We start from the raw sequence: 19,462 nt of genomic DNA on the forward strand, positions 1-19,462 counted from the left end.
TATGGCAATTTCTGGAAACAGCAGTATTTCTCCTCCGGGCCCTGATAAATGGGATCCTGCTATTATGGGGAAACAGCCTGAGTCGTTATCGGGACCCAAAGAATCTGTGTTTTCCGAAACTAAGGAAGCCTCTGTTAAGAAGCAGGAGGCTATGATCCAATCTGGGGCTAGTGCAAATTATGAAACAGAGTTGCAGATCAATAAGGGAAAGTATCGAAAAGCCCAAGAACAGGCTTCATCCTCCCCTAAGTCAAAATTACGGGGTGCTTTTTCTAAAGTTCGTGCGAGTGTTCAAGGTTTTCTTTCTGGTTTTGGTACGAGAGCTTCTAGAGTTTCTGCTCGTAGAGCAGAAGCGGGTGGAGAGGGGAGATCTATGCTTCCTAGTGATATGGAGATGGTCAGTAAGAAAGGGAATCGCATTTCACCGGAGATGCAAGGGTTTTACCTTGATGCATCGGGAATAAGTGACTCTTCATCAGACATTTCTATGCTTTCACTAGAATCGTTTCGCTCTACATCATTACCTTTACTTTCGATTCCAAGAGATGATATTAGCGCTTCAGAAACCTCTGCTGTAGTTTCTTTCGGTGCATTTCATACAGCTAGAACATCAGTAACGGAATCTACGATTACCGCTTGGACAATAAATCGTTTGGGTGGAGAGATGATCAGCACTGTATTAGATCCCAATATAGAGACTTCGTCTTTGTTACGTAGGGCGTCTTCGGTTGGTAATGAAGGGATTATTGATTTATCAGATCTGGAGAATCGTAGTTTGAGTACAGATATGAGGGGCGAAGGCTCAAAAAATACCAAAATTATTGATTCAGGTCGTGATGCAGGAAGAGTCGAAGATCTAGATTTAGAGGGATCGGGGATTTTAGAGACTTCAGCTAAAGAAGCTGAGAAGAAAGAAAGTCGTGAAGATCTTTTAAAGGATCAGCTTGCCTTAGCAAAAATGATGGAAAGCCTACTTTCTTCAGGTGTTCCTGCTTCTGTTTATGTGCCTTTTGGCACCTCTTGGTCTGATGGAAGCACAAGTTTTCCCCCTCCAAAATTTTCTGGAATAGTTGCACAGAGTTATAACAATAAATCTGAGCATGTTCCTATGGGCATCTCTAAAAATCAACAACATATGGATTTTTCTTCCATAGATCGATCTAGAAATATTGTAGAAGCTTCTTCATTATCAATTGATCATAGTGAAAGTCGTTACCGTTTTCCTGGGAATCCCTTTCCCGAGGATTATATTCCAAACTTGAGTAAGGATGGAACCGCGAGTTTTTCTGTTTTATCAAATACCGATGCAGTATTGTTACCTATTCCAGAAGAAAATTCCTCTCCAAAATATGAAGCTTCAGCAGAATTAACGGGATATGATACGATAAGTTCTGCGTATTTATTCCCTGCGCATCAGGGAATATCTTTATTAGCACCTTTGCCGCGTTCTTTATCTGAATATAAACACCAAGTAGAAAAGCGAAAAGGTCCTGGAGCACCTCCGGATCCTTTAATTTATCAATATCGTAACGTAGCTATAGACCCGCCGCTAATTTTTCGTGCACCGCAACCTTTTGCTTCTTCATCACGTCTTGGGGTGCAAGGAAAACCCGAAGCAGCTTCTGTTCATGATGATGGAGGAGGATCGGGGGGAGGTTTTTCAGGACAGAATCAAGATAATAGGCGTTTTTCCAATAGAGATGAAAAAGGCAAACCTACGGATATAGATTAGGGAGATTAAAATGCGCATAATACCCTTTGATCCTTATGGTGCATTTCCTCCTCAGGGAGCACAGAAAGATCCACACAGCAATATACCATTGAATCAGAAGATTTCCGATGAAATAGCTAAGAATGAAGCTATGCGTTTGGCTTTGTTAGCTATTGCTGATAAAGAAAAAGAGGAAAAAAAGAGAAAACATCGCTTTAAAATACTCAATCGTAAACAAGCAAAAGTTCTATTATCTCAATTATGCAATGTGGATTTAGACTTTAAGAGATTGAAAAATGCAGGTTTAGAAGAAAAGGAAGAAGAGCTTAGTGAAAAGTCTTTTGACATAGCTGGTAGTAAAAAACCGATAAAAATAGGGGCATCAGCAGCTCAAGCGATTGCTAATGCCGCAGAGGCTTGGGTTATTGCTCGCAATAGAGGTGTATTGGATATGGCTTCTCTATTGTTCTGGGGTAAGGATGAGGATAGTTAAGCCGCACATTTTTCTTTAGGTAGTTTAACTATCTTAGTTTCCTTATTATTAATCGGTGGATATGATAGGGTACTTTGTTTTTCTAAATCTTTCCAAATTCTATTAAGTTTATTGATTTGTTTCTTTGTAAGGTTGTTAAGAATCAGCATATCTTCTGAATTGGAGCAAAACCCAGATTCTGACCAGTTCACAGACCCGGTTATTAAGGTATTTTGATCTATAACAGCAAACTTATGATGTAGGCGATGCCGGGTTGTTTTTGTATACAATGTTAATTTAGAGTCTTTCAACGTCTGTAGTCGTGTTGTTGATAATTTCTTAAAATCCTTATCAATTAAAATTTTCACTTTCACGCCACGTTTTTGCGCTTCGTCAAGCTCATTAAAAATGGGGAGGTAGGTTAAAGCAAACATTGCTATACGTATTGTTTTTTTAGCGGTTCTTATTGTTTGCAATACCGCGGATAAAGCTTTCCCTTGATCTCCGGGCAAGGAAAAATATTGAGCTTTCTGTCCTTGAATAACACACTCTCCTGAAGACTCATTTTTAATATGTTGACAAAGTTCTTTGCTCTTTAACCCAATGATAAGATTACTATCTTCAAGAAACGATACATGGGTATAGTTTGCTGAACCTAACCAGGCATGTTTGTCATCTATAGCTAGAGCTTTTTGATGCATAAGTTTTCTTTCTTCTTTGGGGTGGTTCACTAAGGTGACATTGTGGTTTTTTGGGAACTCTTGAACTTTTGCCATTTTTTCATAGTGGATCGCAACATTGCATTGAGAGTTCGCTTGATTGGCAAGACTTTTAATAACTTCAGGAGCACTAAGACGATAAATACGAAGAAATAAACTTTCCTTTGCGGAATCAATAGCATCGCATATCACTTTAAGAGAGTTATCCCCACACTGTTTTGAATAAATTACAGGTTCACGTAAAGCAAGAAATGTTTGGAAAGTATCAGGAGGTTGAGATTTTGTAAGGACTCCAAACAATAAAATTATTCCTAAAGTTATAGCGATTTTTAATTTTAATTTTGTTTTCTTTAGCATAGATATAATTAGATTTAGTTTGTTTTTTTAAATTTTTTTAATAAAATTTGTATCAAAAAAAATCACTATTTTTAAAGAAAATTTAATAAAAATTAGAAAAAATAAATTAGATAGATATTTAGGGAAAATATTCCCTCCAACGGTAGGAAACTTTTTTCATAGTTTTCTCATCAGCTTCAACTTCTTTAGGATAGTGGGATTTCATCATTGAGTTTAGAAGGATCGGGAAAGTGTAGTTTGGTCTGTGATTAGTGATCTTATTGAAACGTACGTGAAGGTCTGTAGCAGGAGCTACGCGTGTAAATGTCTTCCATAAAAAGCTTTTAGGGCTTGCTAGTATTTCTTGTAGATTCTCTGTAAGCACAACAAAGGGCCAGGATTGTAAGTTTTGGTTATGCAGGATTTCATCTATGGAGAATTGTTCTGAGGAAGTTTCTAGAACGAGACATCCAGAACAGAAAGTTCCTATGTCTGTAATGTGGGGAATAGAGGTCCCACGATATTTATGTGGGAGATCACGAATTTCTGCGCCTATTCCCATGAAAATTGCTTTAGAACCTTTGTTCAGTTCAGGTCCTGTATAGTCTAGAGTATCGTTCGCTGTTTCTGAAAAGATAATCAAATCCCGTGAAGGGACCATGCGAGATAATAGTACTTCAAGGAATTTCGGGAAGTTCTCAAGATCTACATGGTGGTCTGTGACCATAAGGAATTTTGTTAAGGACAACTGTCCTTCTCCAAGAATCCTTAAAGCAGTGGTCAGGGATTCTTTCCAATACCGCTCCTTAACGATAGCAGCTGTTATTGCATGAAATCCAGCTTCACCATAGCTTTTTAATTGGCGTACTCCCGGCATGACTATTGGAAATAGTGGGGATAGGTATTCCTGAATCTTATTTCCTAGATAGAAATCTTCTTGATAGGGTTTACCAACAATTGTCGCGGGATAAATAGCATTTTTTTTGTGGTAGATTTTTTTACATTTAAAAATTGGAAAGTCGTGTTGAAGGCTATAATAGCCGAAATGATCTCCGAAGGGACCTTCGGGCTTGCGTTCACCACAAATACCCTCGCCGGTTAAGATGAACTCAGAGTCGTAAAGTAGGGGGTGGCTAGTGTCAGGATCCTTTTTATAGAGTAATTTTGATCCTTGTAAAAACGTACAAAAGAGTAATTCTGAGACATTCTCTGGCAAGGGTGCTATTGCAGAAAGTATTAAAAAGGGATTGCCTGATAGAAATACGGTAACTGGAAGATTTTCCTTTTTTAGCTCTGCTTCATAAAAATGCATCCCCCCGCCTTTTTGGATTTGGAAATGCAAACCTAAAGTATTTTTATCGAATCTTTGCATTCGATACATACCTAAATTCGGTACTTTGGAACTAGGAGACTCGGTATAGACTAGAGGAAGGGTGAGAAAAGCTCCGCCATCTTCAGGCCAGCTTGTAAGCATAGGCAATCGATCTAAATCAACAGAAGACATTTTATAATGAGGCAGCTTAGAGAAACATGGCCTACGTAAGCCTAAAGATAAACAACGAAATAACAGCCGACGTTTTTCCCATAATTGAGATAACTTAGGCGGGGAAGACAGCAAATGAATAACTTGAGATACTATATCTTTAGGAACTTTGGAAAAGATTAGGTCTACACGTTTCTGGGTTCCAAATAGGTTCGTAAGAACGGGAAAAGAGGACCCTTGGACATTATGAAATAAAAGAGCTGGGCCTTGGTTTTGAATAACCCTACGATGAATTTCAGGGAGCTCTAAATAAGGATCTACAGGAGCAAAGATATCTATAAGATCATGCTGCGAACGTAAAAGGGAAACAAAGTGTCTTAATGAAGACATGGCTATTCCCCTTTATTTGTAAAGATCACAGACCTTTGTTTTTAGCTCTTGCTATTACTTTTTCTAAGCCAAGCTTGTCGATAAGGCGCAAGGCAGAAGCGGAGATCTTAAGTTTAAGAAATTTGTTTTCTTCGGTAGACCAAAGTCTCTTGGTAACCATATTAGGGAAGAAACGACGTGGAGTTTTCCCTGTAACTTTCAGACCGATTCCTTTTTTCTTTTTTGCAATACCTCGGATGGTGTAGCTATTGCCACGGCGAGGTCTTTTCCCAGTAAGTGGACACTTTCTTGACATGATTTCCCTACATTAACTTCGTCGTTATCGCAAGAATAAGACATATATAATTGAAAAGAATCTATGTTAGACATTTTCTGATATATCCGAAAGATTTTTTCTTCAAAAAATTTTAATTATAGCAACTTAATAAGAAAATCTTGATTTCACTTAGAATAGTAAGATTCGTTGTTTAAAGATCAGCAAATATATCAGAGAGATTCGCATTGAATGCATCATGAGCTACTATTTCTTCCATGGAAGGTTTGATTCTATATACCCAATTATTTTTTGATATTGTTCCCGGTATATTTATGCGTTCATATTTTAGGTTGTCAGATACTAAATCAGGGCAAAGTGCGAGGTAATCGTTAATTAAGTTGATATGAAAAATGGATGATGTTTTGTGAGAGACTTTTAGGATATGTTTTTGATCTTCCTCTGAGAGGACAGGAGTAAAAAATATTCCCAAAAATTTTGCAAATTTTTGAGCTTCTTTTGGGGCATGTCGCCACCAAAGAGCAAGTGTATCCGAATCATGAGTGGATAATGAGGTTACTGATAGTGGGGAGTATTGATCTAAGGGAATGAAACTCCCATCACCTTCCCAATTACGTTCCCATCGAGGAATGCGTGTGCCACATATGCCTAGTTTTAACAAGGTTTGTTTTATATCAGCAGGAACACTTCCTAAATCTTCTCCTATAGGGAGCATGCGGGATGCGCGTAGTATTTGTTTAAGTATGTCTGTGCCTTGGCTAATATATTCATTAGAATCTTCTGGTTGAAACTTTCCATTGCCTGAAGAGTCCCATACCCATAGACGAAAGAATCCTACAATATGATCAAGCCTGTATAGAGAGTAGAAATTCTCGGCGTAACGGAGACGTGCTTTCCACCAGGTGTAATTATCTTTGGCTAAATTGTCCATATTATAAACAGGGAGGTGCCAATTTTGTCCTTCGATATTGTAAATATCGGGAGGAGCGCCTGCCGATCCTGATGAGGAAAAGAATTGTCTATAGTACCAAACATCACAACTATCCTTACTAATGAGAATAGGAAGATCTCCTTTAAGTAGAATCTGATGATCATCAGCACAGGATTTTACTTGAGACATTTGCTGAAAGCATAGGAATTGGAGATAGGAGAAAAACTCACACTCTTTTTGGAATTGTTTCTCAAATTTTGAGAAGTTTGTCATATCCGTATAGGCTTTTGCCCAGTTATTTATTGGAGCTCCTTTGAGATAGTATTTTATAGAACGGAATACCGTATAGGGACGTAGCCAATGTTTTTCTTTTTCACAAAAGATCAAAAACTCTTCATCTTTTAACGCACCAATTTTTACTATGTACTGATAGTAGTCATGAAGAAATTCCCATTTTGCGACTTTGACTTGTGGGTAGTGCACATAAGGAAGTTTAGATAGTGCTTGCATTGTCTTTAACTTAGACTGAGCATGGGGAATAGACTGAGCATGGGGAAGGCTTGCTAAGGAAAGATAAAGAGGATTGAGAGCGACTGAAGATATGCTGTTGTAAGGGCTACTATCTTCACCGCTATCGTTAATAGGAAGAATCTGTATGATCTGTAACTTATGTTTTTGGCACCAAGAAATCAGCGAAAGGAGGTCTAAGAATTCACCAATGCCGCAGCTATTTTTTGTATGTAGAGAAAATAACGGAACACAAATTCCATGCTTGGGCATGGTTCCTAAAGGTTTCCAGCTATGCTTAGCTGGCGAGTCTTGAATATAGCGTAAAGCTTTAGAAAATGGCGTCATAAATTATACGAGCGTACATATTTAGACCAACCTACCATTATAAATGATACATGCCTAGGACATGTAGATCAGGAAGATTGCCTGTTTCTAAAGCTGCTATCCAAATTTTTGCATGCATTGAAAAAAGGTTTAAATAGTGGAAGAGCTTCTCTCCATTTAGATAATTCATATTTAAAACGTCGGATAAGTAAAGCTGTTGTGAAATCTCTCCATAACCAAGTATGCCTTTAATATTAGATTGTGGGGAAGCATTTACAGAAAGAGCAGCTTTAAAAATACGTTCGCGGAATACATTTTCTGGTAGAGTCCCAAGGATTGTGCCTACGGCAATGTCTCCGGAAGTACCATCTTCTTCGAGTTGTACAGGAACTTGAGTATTACTAAAGCGAATTAAACACGCATGGTTTTTATCAGGAACTAAAGATGTGTTTAATTTTGTACCTAGAGATTCCAAAAGTTGTTCAAACTGATTTTGCATGCTAATCCGTAAAAATTAAGACCAAGGATAAGGTTTTGGGAAGTCTGTAGATTTTGGGTAATCTTCGTTATGGGTATTCACAGAATCCAAGGCATTCGCCATCATAGTACCTAATTCTTGACGCTTTTCTGCTGAAGAAAACAATCTCGATGAAGTTCCTCTTAGGGCAGTAAAGAAAAGGTTAAGTATCCCAGTAATAGCTTCAGTATCATTACCAACAAGATCACGAACTCCTCGTTCCATTTTTGAAGCTGTAGCGAATTTATCGTTGATTAACTTAAAGAAGGTATCAGCAACTTTATCAAATTTGAGATCTTCAGGGATAGACACCCCATCAGCTTTTAAAGATGCCATAACATTAGGGAATTTATCCTGGAAAAAACTATAACCAGTAATCACAGCTTGAAGATTGCGAGTTTCTGACATCATCACCTGTAATTTTATGGGTGAAACAGAAGATCCTTCTGATTTTAAATCCGCAGACATCCCTTTAAGAATAAAAGAAGATACAGTCCCCATTTCTTCATAGTTATAGCGTGTCTGTAACATCTGAAGTAATTGCTCACATGTATGAAAATCTGAGGTAACTTGAAGATAGAGAGCACGCAATCCTGGAGCAGATGTTTGTAAAATATTGGCATACTCTTGCGAGGCAAATAGAATATTTTTACCACCAACAACAGCTTGTCGATTCTGTTGCATGTGAGTTTGTTGTGCTTTGATTAAAGAGTCTTTCAAAGCACCTTGAGACGCTGGTGTTGTTTGGACTAGGTAATCTAAGGCAATACCTTGAAGGGCAGGATCAGAAAATTTAGATTTTACAAGGTCTAAGATGTCTTCTTCAGAAGAATCATCATCTAAAGCATCTCTGATACTGCGTAAATCTTGACCTGAAATTTCTGCATTGTTTTCGGTATATTTATCAGCAAGATCTGTATCAGATTTATCTCCAGTACTTTCAGATTTTTTTTCTGTTTGCGCGGCACCTTTTCTTCTGGATTCTAAAGTTTGAAATTTCTCTTCTTTTTTCTTAGTGCGGGTTGCTGCCTGAGGATTCGTTAAATCCTGAGAATCCCGAATCATGCTGATGTCAGATTGCTCTTGACTAGCTACAACTTCTTGGGCATCGGCTTTTGCTGCTGCAGCTTGTACTTGCGCAACATCAACAGCTTGTGCACCACCTAGGCCTCCGGCTCCTCCAGATGCTGCCATATGTCCTCTTTAATGACAGATTAGAAAATCTGAATTCTTCCTAATGGCTGGATGCGAATCTCTGGGAGAATCTCTTGGTAAGAAATCACAGCGATATCAGGGAATTCTGTTTCTATTAATTTCCTTACATATCGTCTTACGTCAATTGCTGTCAACAGCACAGGAGGCTGACCTCCTGGAGGAGTTGGCGTAATTGTATTTCTCATAGATTTTAAGATTAGGTTTACTGAATCAGGATCCAAAGCAAGATAAGATCCTGCAGAGGTTTGTTTAATTGCTCCACGGATCATCTCTTCAATTTCTGGATCGAGTAAATAAACTGAGATCGCAGATTGTCCTTGGGAAAATTTAAAACTAATATAAAGTTTAAGAGAAGAACGTACGTATTCTGTTAGCAATACAGTATCTTTTTCGGTTTGAGCCCATTCACTTAAGGATTCTAAAATTGTGCGTAGGTCTTTGATAGAGATCTGCTCTTGGACTAAACGTTTGAAAATTTCAGTAAGCTTTTGCAGAGGGATAAGTCGCGTCACTTCTTTAACAAGATCTGGGAACGAGCGTTCCATAAATTCAATCATAGAGCGTACCTCTTGAATTCCTAAGAACTCTTGAGAGCTTCTATGGAAGAAGTAAGACAGATGAAGAATAATCACTTCTAAAGGTGTCCAATATTTAATAGCTGCTTTTTCTAAAATAGCTTTAGCATCGTCACTAACCCAAGCAGAAGGGAGGCCCGCAGCATTTTTATAAGTAAGAAAAGGTAGATTGTATCTCTTAAGATTTTCTTCAACTTCATTAGTCAACACATGGTTTGCAGGAATTTTCCCTCGAACGTAGGGAACTTCATTAAGAAGAATCATATAATCATAACCCTCTAGAGAAGGAGAGTCGGTGCGCACATGAATTCCTGGATAACGAATACCAATGTCTTGATACAGAGCTTGACGCATTTTCGGGATCATATCGTCAACGAAACTTTGACCGGACTTCGTTCTTTGTTGAATCAACTTAGATAAGTCTTTTCCTAATTCTAAAATTACTGGCAACGTTAAAGAGTAGTCATCCGGGTTATCACCAGCTGTTGCTGCTCCGTCTGCAGCAGCTCCTACTGTTGTTGATGCTCCAGAGGCCCCTTGTTTGGAAGCACTATTTTTCTTCGCAAGCAGGATAACACCAAGAAGACCAAAGATAAAAGATAGTATTGAGAATGACCAAAGTGGGAACCCTTTAAAAAAGCCTACACCTAAAGTTGCTGCAGAGGCTAAGAGAAGAGCTCTAGGTTCTTTAACTAACTGAGAGGAAATCTCTTTACCTAAGTTCGTGTTTTTATCACTAGAAACTCGAGTGGTAACGATACCAGCAGTTAAGGAAATAAGTAGTGAAGGAATCTGAGAAACTAAACCATCACCGATAGATAATAGAGTGTATACATGAGCAGCCTGAGCTAGGTCCATGCCATGCATAGCCACGCCAATAGTCAAACCACCAACAATGTTAATTAACGAGATCACAATACCTGCGATAACGTCCCCTTTAATGAACTTCATGGCACCGTCCATGGCTCCATAGAGTTCACTTTCCTTTTGAATCATGCCTCGTTTATCGCGTGCTTGTTGTGCATCAATCATTCCAGCACGCAAGTCAGCATCAATAGCCATTTGCTTACCAGGCATAGCATCTAATCGGAATCTTGCAGCTACTTCAGCAACACGCTCAGCACCCTTGGTAACAACGATAAATTGAATAATTGTAATAATTAAGAAGATAATAAATCCAACAACATAGTTCCCTCCAACTACGAAGTCTCCGAAAGCTTGAATGACGTGACCGGCATAAGCTTTAAGAAGAATCTGTCTTGAGGAAGAGATGTTAATGCCTAATCGAAACATCGTTGTGATTAGGAGTAGTGAGGGGAAAACCGATAATTGTAGGGCGCTAGGAATATACAAAGCCACCATCAATAGGAAGACAGAAACAGCTAAATTGATAGTGATCATCAAGTCGACAACAGTCGGAGGTAGGGGCAAGATGATCATCAAAACGACACCAATCATCCATAAGGCAAGGATGAGGTCACTCGATTTGTTGATCATATTTAGGGCTGCATCTCCCCCAAAGGTTCTACTGACAAAATTGAGTAGCTTATTCATTATAGATTATCGGGTTGGTTAATGTTTTTATTATTAGGGTTTTGTGCATTAAGGGAAGTGATGTAGAGAAGGATTTCTCCAATGGCTTCATACGTCGATTCTGGAATAAACTTCAACTCTTTTCCTTCATCCCAAAGCTGATGCGCTAACGGCACATTCCTCATAATAGGAATACCATACTTTTCAGCTTCTGTGATGATTCTTTTTGCACGCAAATTAATTCCCATAGCAATAATCCATGGAGCTTTATATTTTTCCGGCATATAACCGATAGCTACAGCGATATCCTTAGGGTTTGAAACAACCGCACTTGCATGTTTAATTTGAGAGGAGGTATCTTCGTAGGCTATTTCTTGGGCGATTTGACGGCGGCGTCCCTTAATTTCTGGATTACCTTCTGTATCCTTAAATTCCTGTTTAACCTCAAACTTTTCCATTTTTAGTTCTTTAGCAAAGTTCTTTCTTTGATACACTAAGTCGAGAACAGCAACGACTAAGAAAAAAATACCAATGGACGTGACTGCCTTATAAAGTATCTCTTTAAAGATAATGGCAATGACAATTGGCGAGACTCCTGCAGTCTCAATGATTAATGGTATGCGGTTTTTCAATGTGACATACAAGATCAAAGCAGCACCGAAAATTTTCAAAATAGACTTTAATAACTCAATTAAAGTCTTTATTTTAAATTTTTGTTTCAGGTTTTCAATAGGATTGAATTTTTTTAAATCTGGTTTAAAAACCTCTGTAGAAAAGGTCGGACCTACAACAAGAAATCCCACAAGAATCCCAACAAACCCTACAGCTCCAAGTAGAGGTAAAGAAGTGGTTAAAATTAAAGTTAAACAGTTATGTAAATAGTATAACGTCAATCTGGGATCATGATTTATAGGTGCTTCTTTAAAAATAGAAACAAGAAAACTACCAAGATGTTTGGCAAAAAACGATGATAGATAGAAGGTTGTGAACATGGAAACAATAAAGGTAACCGCGGAAGGAAAATCTTGAGATTTTGCTACCTGGCCTTTTTTCCTCGCATCTCTAAGACGCTTTGGGGTTGCCTTTTCTGTTTTTTCACCCATTGCTTGGCCACAGTTAGATAAATAGCATTAAATAGGAATAATCTGCAAATTACCCTATAAGCGTGTTTTTCACAAGAGAGAAGCCTAAGGGATGAACCTTAATTATTATATTTTTCTATAGTCGTGAAACAAGGTTTTTTTCAGGTAAGATCTAGAAAGATCTCATAGTAAGTTGCTAAGAAAATATTAGTCAGGAAACTTTGATTCCTATATTGTCTTTAGTGATCACACTAAAGGTGCTGGGTTCAAAGTACTAACAAACCGAGTGCAAGCTCCCACGAGCATCGAGTCAACGATTCAATGTTTGTGGGAATTCTTCCCTACTAAAGGTAATATTAAAAATAGCTACAAAAGATAACATATGGGGCATACAGAATGTGGCATCGTAGGACTTCCCAATGTAGGTAAGTCTGGGTTATTTAACGCGCTTACTGGAGCGCAAGTAGCTTCTTGTAACTATCCCTTTTGCACAATTGATCCGAATATCGGTATTGTTCCGGTTATTGATAACCGTTTAGATATTTTAGCTAAGATGAGTCAGAGTCAGAAGGTTATCTATGCCGATATGAAATTTGTTGATATTGCTGGTTTGGTGAGGGGAGCTGCAGACGGAGCTGGATTAGGAAATAGGTTTCTTTCTCATATTCGAGAGACTCATGCTATAGCTCACGTTGTTCGTTGTTTTGATAATGATGATGTTACTCATGTATCGGGAAAGATAGATCCTAGTGATGACATTTCCGTAATAAATTTAGAATTGATTTTTTCTGATTTTTCTTCGGCAACAAGTATTCATAGCAAATTAGAGAAACAAGCTAAGGGTAAGAAAGACCTAGGGATTGTTTTACCTTTACTTGATAGAGTGATTAAACATTTAGAAAGTGGTCAACCCGTTCGCACTTTAAATTTATCTTCTGAAGAGCAGATACAACTAAAACCTTATCCCTTTTTAACGGCAAAGCCTATGTTGTATATAGCTAATATAGGCGAGGATTCAATAGCAACTATGCATAATAATTATGTCGCTGTTGTTCAAGAAATTGCTAGAAAGGAAAATGCTCGTGTTGTTCCTATTTGTGTACAGCTAGAAGAAGAAATCATGTCGCTTCCTATAGAAGACCGGCAAGACTTTTTAAATAGTTTGGGGCTAAAAGAATCGGGATTAAATCGATTAGTTCGCGCTGCTTACCATACACTTGGATTGATTTCTTATTTTACAACTGGACCACAAGAAACTAGGGCTTGGACTATTCCTATAGGATCTACAGCTGCGGAAGCTGCAGGCCAAATTCACACCGATATCCAAAAAGGGTTTATCCGAGCGGAAGTCGTTACTCTTGAAGATATGATAACCTATGAAAGCCGTACTGGAGTCCGCGAAGCTGGCAAATTGCGAGCAGAGGGTAGAGACTACATTGTGCAGGATGGTGATATTATGCTTTTCTTGCATAATTAGTAGAGAAGAATACTTTTGCACTGTCTATATCCTTTTGAATTGCTTGAGACAACATTGCTCTAGAAGAGAATTTTCTTTCTTTGCGGATAAATTTCTTAGGGATTACAGAAACTGTCTCGCCATATAAGTTCCCGGAGAAGTCAAAAAGATGCGCTTCTAAACATAATGAATTTCTTCCCACTGTAGGAGCCTTTCCAAGATTCATAATCCCTTGATAGAGTGTGGTGTGATATTCTATTTCGCATGCATATACTCCGTGCGGAAGCAGACATTGTTCCTGAGGGAGATTAATTGTAGCAACCCCTAACTGGGTTCCCAAACCATAACCAGCCTCGATTGTCCCAACATATTTATATGAGTGCCCTAAATAGCGATTAGCGTTATCTAAATCACCTAGCATTAAAAACTGACGAATTCTTTTGCTAGACACAATCTCTTGATCTATCTTATAGGGAGCGACTTCTATAATTTCTATTCCTAGAGAATCGGCCAGAGGTTGTAGCGTTGTAGCGTTGCCTTCCCCCCCCTTGCCCAATCTAGAGTCATACCCCAAGATTAAACGTCTACATCTTAATGTTTGATGCAGGGAACGTATGAAGCTTTCGGCAGATTGATTAGCAAACTTTTGTGTAAAGGAAAGAATACACAAGTAGTCTATAGGAAAACTTTCCAGAAGTAGAAGGCGTTCTTTTGTACTTGTAATTAACTTGAGAGTGGGTGATTGTAAAACCGCCTGAGGATGTAAGTCAAAAGTAATCACTCCTGATAATCCTGGATAGGAAGATAAAACAGTGAGTAATTTCTTGTGACCTAGATGACAACCATCAAAAAAACCTATAGTTATAGAATCCACAGAGAGGGGAGTCGGTGTCAAACTATAGAATATTTCCATTAAAATCTCTTAGGTAAGGAGATATATCAAAGTCAGGACAGTCTAAAAGACATCCATCAATACATTGGTCTATAGAAAAACTACCACTACGCAAACGTCTAAGTTCTTCCAAATAAGCTCCACAGCCTAACATGTTTCCTAGTTCATGAGCAATACTACGAATGTAAGTTCCTTTGCTACATTGTATAGAAAAATGTAGCAGGGGATATTCATATCTTGTAATTTGTAAGCTCACTTGAACCGTAGATTGGCAACGCTCTATTGATAACCCCTTTCGGGCATATTCATAAAGCTTTTTTCCGTTAACTTTTTTTGCAGAAAACATTGGAGGAATTTGTTGAATTTGCCCCTGAAAATACTGCGAGGCCTCTAGAATTTCTTCATGGGTGGGGATCTTTTTTGACCTACCTACAATCTTGCCATCACAATCATAAGAATCTGTAGTTGTCCCTAGGTGAGCAACTGCTGCATATTCTTTATCTTCAAATAATAAGACATCTGAAAGGCGAGTGAACCTACGGCCGATCAACATGACCATCACACCTGTAGCAAAGGGATCCAAAGTGCCTGCGTGACCGATTTTTTTTACACCGATCAATTTTGTTAGAGTACGAATGAGACTAAACGAGGTCCTTCCTTGAGGCTTATCTATTAGAAGAATACCTTCTTTAAGTTCTGTAGCAAGTTCCATAATGATGTCGTCAATGTTTAGATCTTTCTAACGGATGGTACTAATTTTTATCTTGTTCTCGTATTTTCCAGAGCAAGTTTTCTATATGATCCTGGGGAGAAAAAATATCTTCAAGATAAAAGTTTATCTCGGGAAAATACTTAAGTACGACGCCTTTAGAAGCCTTATAAGCAATGTACCTTGCTGATGCTTTTAACGCTTCTAAAGTTTCTGTTGATGTATTTTCATGTGGCATAATTGAAACATAGACACGAGCAGAATGTAAATCTTTAGATAAACATACCCTAGTAACCGTAATCCAACGATTAGAAATTTTAGGATGTTTCACATCTTTTAAAATTACATTTGCAATCGCTTCGCGCAATAATGAATTAACCTTTTTTATGCGTCTATTTTCAGTCATAATATTCTAAAGCTTTTGTGGATGATAGATCACTTCGTAACATTGTAGAATATCACCTACCTGAGCATTCTGATATCCTTCTAATAAAATACCACACTCAAGCCCTTTTTTAACTTCTTTAACGTCTTCTTTAATACGTTTTAGTGAAGACAAGTTACCTTTCCAAAGAACTTCGTTATTGCGTACAACACGTACTTTTTGATTTCTAGTCATTACACCTTCGGAAACCAAGCAACCGTAAATTGTACCTAATTGTGATGACTTAAAGGTCTCTTTGATTTCAGCAGAACCAAGGTTCCTCTCTTCAGCAATAGGATCGAGTAACGCTGTCATCATTTCTTTAACAGCATCTACAGCATGGTAGATAATATTAAACAAATGCACCTTTACTCCTAAGTTTTTGATTAGAGATTCCGCGTGGCTTTCTATGCCCGTATGGAAACCAATAATAACAGCTTTAGATGCTGCAGCCAAACGAATATCTGACTCAGAAATTTCTCCAACGCTACTATAAAGAATTTCGGCACTCACTTTATCAGAAATAATTTTTAAGATAGAACAGGCCAAAGCTTCAATAGACCCTTGAACATCAGCTTTGATAATAAGTTTAAGGATCTTTTTATTTTGCAGCATAGCATCAAAATTAGGACGTTTCTTTTGCAAAGCAAATTTCTGTTGGCCGGCAATTCTAGCATTAATAATTTCCTTAGCTGTTTTTTCGTTTTTAACGACAACAAAAGGATCACCTGCCTTCGGCATACTAGATAGCCCTGTGATTAAAGCTGGGACAGAAGGACTAGCCGATATCATTAGCTGGTTATGTTCGTTATGCATTGTTTTAACTTTGCCATAACAATCATTGAAAACTAATGCCTCACCAAGATGTAGGGTGCCATTTTGCACTAAAATAGTTGCTACTGCACCTAAACCTTTGTGTAGCTCGGATTCGATAACAATTCCACGAGCACGAGCAGCTGGATTCGCTTTTAGTTCTAAAACTTCCGCTTGTAGAGCAAGCATTTCTAAAAGCTCAGATAAACCTTCGCCTGTTTTTGCAGAGGTATTAATTGTTACAGTTGTACCTCCCCATGCCTCTGGCAATAGGTTGATTTCAGAAAGTTGTCTATAAACAGTATCTGCATTGAAATTCGGTTTATCACACTTATTGATTGCTACAACAATAGTGATGTTTGCCGCACGAGCGTGTTTGACGGCTTCCAAAGTTTGTTCTTTGATTCCTTCATCCCCGGCAACTACAAGCACAACGATATCGCAAACTTCCGCACCTCGAGCTCTCATTGCAGAAAAGGCTTCGTGGCCAGGAGTATCCAAGATAGTAATATTTCCAACAGGTGTAGAACAACAGAATGCTCCCATATGTTGTGTAATAGCCCCAGCTTCTGCTGCTGCCACGTTACTTTTTCTTAGCGAGTCAATTAAAGTAGTTTTTCCGTGATCCACATGGCCCATAAAAGCTACGATAGGAGGACGAATGATTAATTGACTTGGATCTGTCTCTTGTATTTCTTCTTTAACAGTATTACTTTCGATACAGAGCTTATCTTGTTCTGATGAATCGATATCAATAGTACAACCAAATTCTAATCCAATAAATTGTACCGTTGTTTCGTTATCTAATACGTCGTTTACAACGTAAGTCATACCATGAATAAACATTTTTTGGATCAGTTCAGAAGCTTTAAGCTTCATTTCTGCAGCAAGATCTTTAATCGTGATAGGCAGAGGTACCTTAATATAGGTAGGGCGCTGTACTGAGTGTTCGTCATAGTGTTTTTTAGTTTTTTGAACACGTTTTTTTCTCCACTTATCGTCATCGCTACTGTCGTTTAATCCATAACGATCTCTACCTGTAAACGCCTTAGGACTGTCATCCTTTTTCGAACGATCTCTAAAATCAGATCCAGGTCTCTTTGACGTATCCCTACGATAAAAAGGTTGAGACTGTCGATTGTTTGGAGAATGTTGTTTATCACTAGAAGTTTCAGGAGATTGCTGAGGCTTTGCCTGAACTGTTCCTGTGCGTTCTTTAGGCGTAGGCTTATCTTGTTTTTTAGGAGCTTTAAAAGTCTTCGCTAACAAATGATTAATATGTTTTCCAGTAGGCCCGAAATTCGACTTGATAGAAACAACATTTTTAGGAGGTTCCTTTTTAACTACTGCTTCAGATTCTTTCTTTGGAGGAGTGGGCTCCTTAATAATTGTTTCAGGTTCTTCTACTATAGAAGGGGGAGTTGGCTCTACAATCTCCGGCTCGGACTCAAGAGAAGAAGCCACTTCTTCTATAACAGGAGGGGAGAACTCAGTAGAGTCGGCATCTACTGAAACAGGAGAAGGAATGGTTGAATCTTCAGACGCAAAAGATGAACGATTTTTAGCTCGAATTCTGCGTGGAGAAGTTTCAGTAGAAACATGCTCAGTTATCGTAGGTACACTAGAATCTATAACACTCTTTTTCTTCACGACTTTTTCTTTAGGAACCTTTTCAGGAACCTTAGTCGCAGGCTTTTCTGAAGAGCTTTTTATGTCTGAAGATCCTGCCTGAGCTAATTTTTGCTTTAACTTATCTAATCCAGCAGCTTTCGTTAATTGAGCGTTTTTAATCTTCAATTTTAGGTTTTTCGTCAACTTTGCCTTCTCCATATTTGCTGACTTGCTCAAGGATCTTATAAGCAAGTTCTAAACTGATTCCAGGAACAGAAGCAAGATCATTAGCACTGGCTAATAATACCTTTCTGATCGTGTCGTATCCTGCGTGTACAAGATTCTGGACAACCAACTTACTAATGCCTTCCATTTCTAGCGGCTCATCTAATAGAGGGCTATCAAATTCCGCTAACTGTAGGCGTTGAATTTCTAATAGTTTATTATATTCGCTCATACGTTGAACTTCGAGTTCATAGTCTAAGATTTGACTAATCAAACGAGCATTGATTCCTCGCTTACCAATTACGGTTGCGTAATCAGCATCCTGAACGACTATAGCAATAACTTTGTCATCTTCTAAAATTGCAATCTTTTGAATTTCTATGGGGCAAAGCAAATTTTGCAACAATTCTGTGGTCACAGGAGAATAGTTTACAATATCTATTTTTTCGTCGTTTAATTCTCGAATGATATTTTTCACTCGAGAACCTCTCATTCCAACAAAAGCGCCCACAGGATCTGTTTTTGGATCGGATGAACTTACAGCTATTTTAGTTCTGTAGCCTGCTTCACGAGCAATTTTAACAATTTCTACAGAGCCTTCTTCTAATTCTGGAACTTCTTGCAAGAAAAGTTGCTTAACAAATTCAGGATGGCTACGGCTCAGGATAACTTCAGCACCCCCATTTTCTGATTCCTGCACCTCGTATAACAGAGCATAAATCTTATCACCAACTTTATGCTTTTCTGTTTTAGGATAACAACGAGCTGGTAGGAGACCTTCAACCTTCCCTAAATCTATGATTAAGTTTGATCCTTTCGCAAATCGCTTGACGACCCCAGAAAGAATTTCATTGACCCTATGTCGATACTCTTCGTAGATAACATCTCTTTCTGCATGGCGTAGTTTCTGACCGATAATTTGTCGGGCGGCGTGAGCAGCAATTCTTCCAAAATGCTCAGAAACAAAGGGAACGTCCATGTACTGCCCAATTTCGCATTCAGGATCGTATTCTCTAGCTTTGTCTAAAGGAATCTCTTTACTGGGATTCTCACATACTTCTACGATTTCTTTTTCACAGAAAACTTCTATATCACCAGTTTTAGGATTAATATTTACAGAAACGTTAGCATCATCTCTTAGTGTTTTTTTCGCTGCAATTTTTAAGGCCGATTCAATAGCTCCTATGATAACAGGGCGTTGAATTCCTTTTTCCTTCTCCATGTAGTCAAAAATAGCTACAAGATCTTTATTCATTATAC

Annotated in this window: 16 protein-coding genes; 3 read left to right on the forward strand and 13 right to left on the reverse strand. The window is 38.3% G+C overall.

Features of this window, described 5'->3' with window-relative positions; translation table 11 throughout:
• Position 1 precedes the first annotated feature (1 nt).
• Both E1N70_RS04260 and E1N70_RS04265 read left to right on the forward strand, forming a co-directional pair.
• The gene (locus E1N70_RS04260) at positions 2 to 1,732 is read left to right on the forward strand and encodes a hypothetical protein (RefSeq protein ID WP_131744305.1); all 1,731 of its coding nucleotides are present in this window, start codon (positions 2 to 4) and stop codon (positions 1,730 to 1,732) included.
• A 10-nt stretch (positions 1,733 to 1,742) separates the two neighbouring features.
• The gene (locus E1N70_RS04265) at positions 1,743 to 2,204 is read left to right on the forward strand and encodes a hypothetical protein (RefSeq protein WP_131744306.1); all 462 of its coding nucleotides are present in this window, start codon (positions 1,743 to 1,745) and stop codon (positions 2,202 to 2,204) included.
• Here E1N70_RS04265 and E1N70_RS04270 read toward each other — a convergent pair.
• The 8 genes from E1N70_RS04270 to sctU form a co-directional block, all read right to left on the reverse strand.
• Complete coding sequence (locus E1N70_RS04270; RefSeq protein WP_131744307.1) at positions 2,201 to 3,259, reverse strand: phospholipase D-like domain-containing protein; 1,059 nt, start codon at positions 3,257 to 3,259, stop codon at positions 2,201 to 2,203. The genes E1N70_RS04265 and E1N70_RS04270 overlap by 4 nt on opposite strands.
• A gap of 118 nt (positions 3,260 to 3,377) precedes the next feature.
• Positions 3,378 to 5,111 (reverse strand): menaquinone biosynthesis decarboxylase, encoded by a 1,734-nt coding sequence (locus E1N70_RS04275; protein ID WP_131744308.1) that lies wholly within the window; start codon positions 5,109 to 5,111, stop codon positions 3,378 to 3,380.
• Positions 5,112 to 5,136: 25 nt separating this feature from the next.
• The gene (rpmB, locus tag E1N70_RS04280) at positions 5,137 to 5,406 is read right to left on the reverse strand and encodes a 50S ribosomal protein L28 (protein ID WP_014946633.1); all 270 of its coding nucleotides are present in this window, start codon (positions 5,404 to 5,406) and stop codon (positions 5,137 to 5,139) included.
• Positions 5,407 to 5,578: 172 nt separating this feature from the next.
• Positions 5,579 to 7,171: a 4-alpha-glucanotransferase gene (locus tag E1N70_RS04285; RefSeq protein ID WP_131744309.1), complete on the reverse strand. Its 1,593-nt coding sequence runs from the start codon at positions 7,169 to 7,171 to the stop codon at positions 5,579 to 5,581.
• Positions 7,172 to 7,208: 37 nt separating this feature from the next.
• Positions 7,209 to 7,649, reverse strand: a complete 441-nt coding sequence (locus E1N70_RS04290) for a CesT family type III secretion system chaperone (RefSeq protein WP_131744310.1) — start codon at positions 7,647 to 7,649, stop codon at positions 7,209 to 7,211.
• A 15-nt stretch (positions 7,650 to 7,664) separates the two neighbouring features.
• A complete protein-coding gene (sctW, locus tag E1N70_RS04295; RefSeq protein WP_131744311.1) occupies positions 7,665 to 8,861 on the reverse strand; it encodes a type III secretion system gatekeeper subunit SctW in 1,197 nt (398 codons plus the stop codon).
• Positions 8,862 to 8,881: 20 nt separating this feature from the next.
• Positions 8,882 to 11,011 carry a type III secretion system export apparatus subunit SctV gene (sctV, locus tag E1N70_RS04300; protein WP_131744312.1) on the reverse strand — a complete coding sequence of 710 codons (2,130 nt, stop codon included), beginning with the start codon at positions 11,009 to 11,011 and terminating at the stop codon, positions 8,882 to 8,884.
• A complete protein-coding gene (gene sctU / locus E1N70_RS04305) occupies positions 11,011 to 12,093 on the reverse strand; it encodes a type III secretion system export apparatus subunit SctU (RefSeq protein WP_131744313.1) in 1,083 nt (360 codons plus the stop codon). The genes sctV and sctU overlap by 1 nt, the downstream gene beginning before the upstream one ends.
• A gap of 361 nt (positions 12,094 to 12,454) precedes the next feature.
• Between sctU and ychF the strand changes: the two genes are divergently transcribed.
• The gene (gene ychF, locus E1N70_RS04310) at positions 12,455 to 13,549 is read left to right on the forward strand and encodes a redox-regulated ATPase YchF (RefSeq protein WP_131744314.1); all 1,095 of its coding nucleotides are present in this window, start codon (positions 12,455 to 12,457) and stop codon (positions 13,547 to 13,549) included.
• Here the strand turns inward: ychF and E1N70_RS04315 are convergent.
• The 5 genes from E1N70_RS04315 to nusA are packed head-to-tail and all read right to left on the reverse strand — an operon-like array spanning position 13,527 to position 19,457.
• Positions 13,527 to 14,441, reverse strand: a complete 915-nt coding sequence (locus tag E1N70_RS04315) for a bifunctional riboflavin kinase/FAD synthetase (protein WP_131744315.1) — start codon at positions 14,439 to 14,441, stop codon at positions 13,527 to 13,529. The genes ychF and E1N70_RS04315 overlap by 23 nt on opposite strands.
• On the reverse strand, positions 14,425 to 15,132 hold the full coding sequence (truB, locus tag E1N70_RS04320) for a tRNA pseudouridine(55) synthase TruB (RefSeq protein WP_131744316.1): 708 nt from the start codon (positions 15,130 to 15,132) through the stop codon (positions 14,425 to 14,427). The genes E1N70_RS04315 and truB overlap by 17 nt, the downstream gene beginning before the upstream one ends.
• 40 nt (positions 15,133 to 15,172) lie before the next feature.
• Positions 15,173 to 15,535 (reverse strand): 30S ribosome-binding factor RbfA, encoded by a 363-nt coding sequence (gene rbfA / locus E1N70_RS04325; protein ID WP_006344094.1) that lies wholly within the window; start codon positions 15,533 to 15,535, stop codon positions 15,173 to 15,175.
• 6 nt (positions 15,536 to 15,541) lie between these two features.
• A complete protein-coding gene (gene infB, locus E1N70_RS04330) occupies positions 15,542 to 18,196 on the reverse strand; it encodes a translation initiation factor IF-2 (protein WP_131744317.1) in 2,655 nt (884 codons plus the stop codon).
• Positions 18,153 to 19,457: a transcription termination factor NusA gene (nusA, locus tag E1N70_RS04335; RefSeq protein ID WP_006343144.1), complete on the reverse strand. Its 1,305-nt coding sequence runs from the start codon at positions 19,455 to 19,457 to the stop codon at positions 18,153 to 18,155. Before nusA ends, infB begins: the two co-directional genes overlap by 44 nt.
• Between the last annotated feature and the right edge of the window lie 5 nt (positions 19,458 to 19,462).

The organism is Chlamydia buteonis (assembly GCF_900634605.1).
Classification (GTDB): domain Bacteria; phylum Chlamydiota; class Chlamydiia; order Chlamydiales; family Chlamydiaceae; genus Chlamydia; species Chlamydia buteonis.

What these genes read in the sequence shown, in the direction of transcription:
- E1N70_RS04265 (WP_131744306.1), top strand. Translation starts at nt 1,743, where the DNA reads ATGCGCATAATACCCTTTGATCCTTATGGTGCATTTCCTCCTCAGGGA.
- sctW (WP_131744311.1), bottom strand. Translation starts at nt 8,861, where the DNA reads ATGGCAGCATCTGGAGGAGCCGGAGGCCTAGGTGGTGCACAAGCTGTT.
- E1N70_RS04315 (WP_131744315.1), bottom strand. Translation starts at nt 14,441, where the DNA reads ATGGAAATATTCTATAGTTTGACACCGACTCCCCTCTCTGTGGATTCT.
- rbfA (WP_006344094.1), bottom strand. Translation starts at nt 15,535, where the DNA reads ATGACTGAAAATAGACGCATAAAAAAGGTTAATTCATTATTGCGCGAA.
- E1N70_RS04290 (WP_131744310.1), bottom strand. Translation starts at nt 7,649, where the DNA reads ATGCAAAATCAGTTTGAACAACTTTTGGAATCTCTAGGTACAAAATTA.
- E1N70_RS04285 (WP_131744309.1), bottom strand. Translation starts at nt 7,171, where the DNA reads ATGACGCCATTTTCTAAAGCTTTACGCTATATTCAAGACTCGCCAGCT.
- nusA (WP_006343144.1), bottom strand. Translation starts at nt 19,457, where the DNA reads ATGAATAAAGATCTTGTAGCTATTTTTGACTACATGGAGAAGGAAAAA.
- sctV (WP_131744312.1), bottom strand. Translation starts at nt 11,011, where the DNA reads ATGAATAAGCTACTCAATTTTGTCAGTAGAACCTTTGGGGGAGATGCA.
- E1N70_RS04275 (WP_131744308.1), bottom strand. Translation starts at nt 5,111, where the DNA reads ATGTCTTCATTAAGACACTTTGTTTCCCTTTTACGTTCGCAGCATGAT.
- infB (WP_131744317.1), bottom strand. Translation starts at nt 18,196, where the DNA reads ATGGAGAAGGCAAAGTTGACGAAAAACCTAAAATTGAAGATTAAAAAC.
- ychF (WP_131744314.1), top strand. Translation starts at nt 12,455, where the DNA reads ATGGGGCATACAGAATGTGGCATCGTAGGACTTCCCAATGTAGGTAAG.
- sctU (WP_131744313.1), bottom strand. Translation starts at nt 12,093, where the DNA reads ATGGGTGAAAAAACAGAAAAGGCAACCCCAAAGCGTCTTAGAGATGCG.
- truB (WP_131744316.1), bottom strand. Translation starts at nt 15,132, where the DNA reads ATGGAACTTGCTACAGAACTTAAAGAAGGTATTCTTCTAATAGATAAG.
- E1N70_RS04260 (WP_131744305.1), top strand. Translation starts at nt 2, where the DNA reads ATGGCAATTTCTGGAAACAGCAGTATTTCTCCTCCGGGCCCTGATAAA.
- E1N70_RS04270 (WP_131744307.1), bottom strand. Translation starts at nt 3,259, where the DNA reads ATGCTAAAGAAAACAAAATTAAAATTAAAAATCGCTATAACTTTAGGA.
- rpmB (WP_014946633.1), bottom strand. Translation starts at nt 5,406, where the DNA reads ATGTCAAGAAAGTGTCCACTTACTGGGAAAAGACCTCGCCGTGGCAAT.